General features: G+C 49.4%; 4 protein-coding genes and 1 rRNA gene (1 of these 5 running past the window's edge). All 5 read left to right on the plus strand.

Annotation, left to right across the window (positions count from 1 at the left end; genetic code table 11):
- The first annotated feature begins 141 nt into the window (after nucleotides 1-141).
- The gene (locus HP567_RS07055; protein WP_173610508.1) at nucleotides 142-1,446 is read left to right on the plus strand and encodes a hypothetical protein; all 1,305 of its coding nucleotides are present in this window, start codon (nucleotides 142-144) and stop codon (nucleotides 1,444-1,446) included.
- A 720-nt stretch (nucleotides 1,447-2,166) separates the two neighbouring features.
- Entirely contained in the window at nucleotides 2,167-3,426 is a 1,260-nt protein-coding gene (locus HP567_RS07060) for an amidohydrolase (RefSeq protein ID WP_173610507.1), read from the plus strand.
- 62 nt (nucleotides 3,427-3,488) lie between these two features.
- Nucleotides 3,489-4,892 (plus strand): M20 family metallopeptidase, encoded by a 1,404-nt coding sequence (locus tag HP567_RS07065; protein WP_173610506.1) that lies wholly within the window; start codon nucleotides 3,489-3,491, stop codon nucleotides 4,890-4,892.
- Nucleotides 4,893-5,002: 110 nt separating this feature from the next.
- Complete coding sequence (gene hemH / locus HP567_RS07070; RefSeq protein WP_173610505.1) at nucleotides 5,003-5,938, plus strand: ferrochelatase; 936 nt, start codon at nucleotides 5,003-5,005, stop codon at nucleotides 5,936-5,938.
- Between the two features lie 420 nt (nucleotides 5,939-6,358).
- A 16S ribosomal RNA gene (locus HP567_RS07075) occupies nucleotides 6,359-6,412 on the plus strand (it continues 1,480 nt past the right edge of the window).

The raw sequence follows: 6,412 nt of genomic DNA on the forward strand, positions 1-6,412 counted from the left end.
AACTGATGGTTAAGGGGTATATTGCCATCAGTTCTTTTTTTCGTTCAGTAACGCATTTGGCATTCGATGGACAAAGAGAAGCGTACATGATATGAATGAGGAAAAGGTGTCGATCAAGAACAGGTAGGAGATAACGCCCTTATGTATAGAATCGGTGTTGTAGGACCGCTTCCTTCGGTGGAGCGGATACTGGCGGTCGCCAATGAATTTGAGCATGAAATCGAATTTGTCCCCTTTCGTTATGAAGACGTACGTGAAGTGAGCAAAATCGTCCGGGAGCATCATCCAGAGTTAAACGGATGGTTTTTCTCAGGGCCGGTTCCGTTTACCATCGCCAAAAACGTGCTCACCCCGGATGCCAATATCGTCTATTGCCCGCCGAACGGTTCGAATTTGTATCGCTGCTTCATTCAGATGTCGATTGACCAAAATACAGCCGTGAACCGTGTTTCCATCGATATGATTGAGTCGGAGGGGACACATTTGCGAGAGTCGATGTCGGAGCTGGACATACCGGACGAGGAGATTTACGTTACTACGTACGACGAGCATTTTGACCTCGATGCGATCACGCAGTTTCATATATCGCTGTGGCGTGAAGGCAAGACACAAGGAGCATTCACTACGTTTTCTGTGGTTGAACATGCGCTGCGCGAGGAAGGTATTCCTGTCTATCGTGTCCTGATGACGAAAATGGAGATTCGTCAGGCGATGAAAATCGTCATTGAAAAGGTGAAAAGCTCCTATTTCAAGGACACACAAATCGGGGTAGAAATCATTGAGCTGGAACAGTTTGACAAAATTCCTGAGCGGGCCAGCACGCGCTTTTACTTGCAGCATCTGGAGCTGAAGATCAGACAAATTTTGCTTGCGCTCTGCGATCGGCTGGACGGCTCCCTGTTGGCAAATGGCAACGGACGCTACCAGATTTTCAGTTCGCGTGGTGCGATACAACGAGAAATTGAAATGCTCCGACAAACAGTGGAACAGCTCTCTTTGGAGGCAGAGGTTCCGGTTGCAGTAGGTGTGGGCTTTGGGGATACAGCTTTTTCTGCGGAAAACAATGCGCGAAAAGCAATCCAGCATGCAAAAGAACGACCGGGGGCGGGCATTGTCGTTGTACAGGATAATGGCGTCATGATGGAATCGGTGGGAGAAACAGAGGAGCTCGCCTATTCATTCCGCTCCAGTGATCGCGAGTTGTTGGAGAAGCTAAACCGGGCCAATGTAAGTGTCAAATCGTATCACAAGCTGCGTGCGCTGGTTCAGCGTATGGGCTGGAAGTCGTTTTCGACGACGGATATCGCTTCGCATTTGTCGATGACGGTACGAAATGCACAGCGGATCATGGGCAGCTTGTGCGAAGTGGATCTGGCCGAGTTCAGCGGGGAAGAGCAGCAGGCTGTGCGTGGGCGTCCGAAGAAGCTTTATCAGTTAAAGAAATGAAAGCACCCGACGAGAGGTTTCGGGTGTTTTTTCATGTCATGGGGCTGCAGTGGAGAGAAGAACATTTCCAGACTAGGCTCCAGGCTCCGTCCTGCTGGGGGGTTATGACTGTCCGCTCCGAAGGGATTCGCGGGGAAACGCAAAAGTGGTAGCCGCTACGTCGTATGGGCACGGTTGCGTTTCTTTTTCCCGCGAATCCCTTCTCCGCTCGGTAGGACTCCACAAGTCGCTACGTCTGGAAATATTCTTCTCTGTCGTAAGTGATGCTCGCCTTAAACATGGAAAGCTCGTAGAGGAAACAGGAGAAATAAGCGAAGAGCTTAGGGACACCGACCGAGACGCAATGCCAAAAGCGAAACACGCTCTTAAGCGTCCACCTCTGAAACACATCCTGATTGGACCACTTTGGACGCGGTTTCGCTTTTTGCATGGAGTCGGGCAGTCAATCCCCCAGCGGGTGGCCCTAGAATCTGAGCGTTTTCTCCTGTTTCCTCCCCTCCACAACAACGAGACGAAATTTTTCTATTTTTCAATAAGTCTAACAACTCCTATTGAAAAAAGAACGAGCCAACTATATAATTCAATTAAGCGAAATTGTCTTTTAATATTCGTATATTGTAAGGGTTTACATTCGCCAGTCTTCTCATATTTCTACAGCTTGCCTATCGGACCTGGGCATGGAAAAAGACATGCTCCAGAGTTAACAGGAGGAATTGAACGATGTTGGATCTGGTTTCGTTGCGAAGAGATTTTCATAGACATCCAGAGGTGGGGTTTACGGAGTTCCGTACCGCTTCCAAGGTAGTAGAGATTTTGACGTCCCTCGGCTATGAGGTCATATACGGACAAGAAGCAATCGATGGAGATTCCCGTCGGGGCTTGCCCTCCGAGGCGGTTCTCCAGGAAACGTATGAAAGAGCTTTGCGTGACGGTGCAAACCCGGCGATCGCTGAAAAAATGCGCGGTGGCTATACAGCAGTGATCGGTGTAAAGAAAGGGAAGGCACCTGGACCAACGGTTGCTTTCCGTTTTGACATGGATGCACTGCCTGTATTGGAAAGTAGGGAGCAAGACCATTTTCCACAAGCGAATGGCTTCCGCTCCCACTATGAAGGCAACATGCATGCCTGCGCTCACGACGGTCATACCACGATTGGCTTGGGACTGGCAGAAGCGCTTGCAGCAGGAGATTTTTCCGGTACACTCAAACTGATCTTTCAACCAGCCGAAGAAGGTGTTCGCGGTGCATACGCAATCGTGGAGAAAGGTCATTTGGACGATGTTGATTATATTTTCTGCAACCATTTGGGTGTCAATGTACCGCTGGGTGAGGTACACGGCGGTTCCTATGGATTTTTGGCTACCACGAAAATGATGGCGCATTTCTACGGTGTTTCTTCTCATGCTGGTGCGTCGCCAGAGCAAGGGAAAAATGCATTGCTCGGAGCGGCTACTGCCCTGTTGAACATTCATGCGATTCCCCGCTTCAGCACGGGTGATACGAGAATCAATGTGGGTGTGTTAGAAGGCGGAACAGCAGCGAACATCATTCCGGCCTATGCCAAGATGGTTGTAGAGACTCGCTCCATTACCGAAGAAGTAAATGAAGAAGTAGAAAACCGTGTACGCAACATCATCGCGCATAGTGCCGCTATGCATGAGCTCGATTACAAGATCGAAGTCGTCGGGGGAGCAATCCCGATCAACTACGATGTGGAGATGGCAGAACTGGCACTGGAAGAAGCCCGGCAAGTAGAAGGCTTCCATTCCTTTAAGCACGGCGAGTACAACTCGATGGGCAGTGAAGATGCCAGCTTTATGATTAAACGCGTTCAGGATCGTGGCGGAAAAGGAACGTATATGGCAATCGGTACGGATATCCCGGCGCCTCACCACCATCCGAAGTTCGATATACAAGAAGAGATTTTGCCACGCAGCGTAGCGCTTTTGAACCGAATTGCCAGACGATTGCTGACGTAAAAAACGTTCCTACCTGAGCGAAAAAGCATGTGGACAACGAGGTCAGAGGAGGATGTTTGCGAATGCATACCGAGCGAATTGCAGTAATGATTGAGAAAAAACGAGATGCCTTCATCAAGGTGAGCGACCAGATTTGGGACTTTGCGGAGACGCGTTTTGAAGAGTACCAATCGGCTGAACTGCTGGCTCAAACACTCGAAGGAGAGGGCTTCAAGGTTGAACGCGGTGTAGGTGGGATCAAGACAGCTTTCATCGGAAGCTTTGGCAGCGGAAATCCCGTCGTGGCGATTTTGGGCGAGTTCGATGCACTGTCGGGCATGAGCCAGAAAAAAGGCCAAACTACGGAAGAGCCTCTCGTAGCGGGGGCAAACGGCCATGGCTGCGGACATAACTTGCTCGGTACCGCTTCTCTTGCGGCAGCCGTTGCCGTGAAAGAGTACATGGAAGAGAACAACATGACAGGGACAGTTCGTTATTACGGCTGCCCAGGTGAAGAAGGCGGCTCCGGGAAAGCGTTCATGGCGCGAGCAGGATTGTTTGACGACGTGGACTTCGCACTTTGCTGGCACCCAATGGGGTATAACAGTATCATGTCCATCGATTCACTTGCGAACTATCAAATTTACTTCAAGTTTAGAGGAAAAAGCGCCCATGCGGCAGCAAGTCCACATCTCGGTCGAAGCGCATTGGATGCGGTGGAATTGATGAACGTCGGCGTGAACTACTTGCGCGAGCACATCATCCCGGAAGCGCGTGTGCATTATGCCATCACGAACGCCGGCGGCTTGTCGCCAAATGTAGTTCAACCAAAAGCAGAGGTACTGTACCTCATACGTGCGCCAAAGGTTGATCAAGTACAGGAGATTTACGAACGCGTATGCAAAATTGCCCAAGGCGCTGCGCTCATGACCGAAACAGAGGTAGAGATCGTATTCGACAAAGCGTGTTCAAATCTGGTGCAAAACAAGCTGCTCGAAGAGGTCATGTACAAAAACTTCAAGGAGCTTGGCGTCCCTGTGCATGATGAAGCGGAACTGCAATTGGCAAAAGAAATGCGTGCGACGCTGTCCAAGCAGGAACTCGCTACTTCGGAAAAACAGTCACCGGACATGCCTGCACCAGACATGGTGACATGGCTCAATCCATACGACGGATCAAAAATCCCGCTGAACGGCTCCACAGATGTAGGGGATGTGAGCTGGATTACGCCAACTGCGCAATGCACAACTGCGTGCTATATAAACGGCTCCACCCTGCACTCCTGGCAATGGGTGTCCCTCGGGGCGACATCCATGGCACATAAAGGGATGCTGCATGCGGGGAAAGTCATGGCTTCTACAGCTATTGACATGCTGAAAAACCCAGAGCTGATTGAACAGGCAAAAGCTGAGCTGAAACAGCGTCTGGGCGGTCAAACGTATGAGTGCCCGATTCCAGAGGGTGTTATGCCTTCTGTAAAAAAATAAGAGACACACGGAAATAACACACCGACGACTTCCGAGCGATCAGAGGTCGTCTTTTTTGTTCAAGAGCAAGGACTTCATGTAAAATAGCCAAAAGGAGTTGCGAAAATCAGATGAAAGCCCTGCTCATGTTGTCTTACGCCTCACTGAAATCAATCGATGATGTACTGCCTTTTTATACCCATCTGTTTCACGGCAAAGTTCCTTTGCCGGATACGTTGAAGGCTGCCAAGACACGCTTTCAATCAATTGGCGTTGCAGATCCGCTTGGCTCGGTAACAGCTCGGCAAGCGCTGGCCTTGGAGCGTCGGTTGAATCAAACTGGAGGCGGCGAGCGAATCAAAATCTATCAAGCTACGAAGCATACGTCTCCTTTTGTGCACGAGACGGTTCAACAAATGGTCGCAGACGGTGTTACTGAGTTGTACGCGTTTCCGACGTCCCCCTTGTATTCGAGAACGGGAACAACAGCCTATTATCAAAGTGTCCGAAAAGCGCTCGAAGCTAGCGGTGCAAACATTCCGGTTGTGGAAATCAATCATTGGCACCGCTATCCGGGGATTGCAGAAGCGATCAGTCTTCGTCTACGAACGGCACTGCAATGGCTCTCCGTGGAGAACCGTTCCGAAGCGACTGTGTTGTTTACAGCCCACAGTCAACCGGGGGTGCCAGAAGTGAACAACGAGTTCATCCAAGCTTTTAAAGAATTGGCTGAAGAGGTCGCCATGCGAGCTGATTGCAAGAAGTGGCAACTCGCTTACCGAAGCGCAGGCCCGGCCCCGCAGAAATGGTTAGGACCGGATGTGCATGCAATGATTGAAAAAGTGCCCGAGTCAGGCGGCAAGGCAGTCGTTGTCTGTGACTTGCTGTCTTTGACCGAAAATGTAGAGGCGATTTTCGATTGCAGAATCCATTGCCGGGTGAAAGCAGAAGCTTGCGGGCTGGAGTTTGTCTCCACTGAATTTCTGAATGATTCGGCTGACTATATGGACGCTCTCGTGGAGATGATTCGTGAGAGAATGGAGCGGTCCGAAGAGAGGAAGAGTTGATATTCTTTCTCTTCTTTAATAGTTGTAGCGTGAAAATCTATTGACGGAGAAAATAAAGTTGGAGACTCGTGGGGCATCCCTTTGCTATTAAGACGGGCTTCCAGTCTCTGTTTTATCTGTAGTCAGACGGAGGCATCTCCTGCTTCTCTTATGATGTAGCCTTCTTCTATAACTAATTACCAAATATTGCATTTGATCAAACGAACCGCTCATGTTATATTAAAAATCCGCCTTCCAAAAAGAGCGGAACAAAATGAAACACACCAATTATTACCTGTTGATTTTAAGTAATGATACATGGTATATTGTGAATCTAGCGCTTTTGAAGTGCTAGTGAAAATGCTCTTTGAAAACTGAACAGCGAAAGCGTTAATGAGTCTATCATTAAATGATTTGCCAGCTTTGAACCAGTAACAAACTTTATTGGAGAGTTTGATCCTGGCTCAGGACGAACGCTGGCGGCGTGCCTAATAC

Source organism: Brevibacillus sp. M2.1A (assembly GCF_013284355.2).
Lineage (GTDB): Bacteria > Bacillota > Bacilli > Brevibacillales > Brevibacillaceae > Brevibacillus.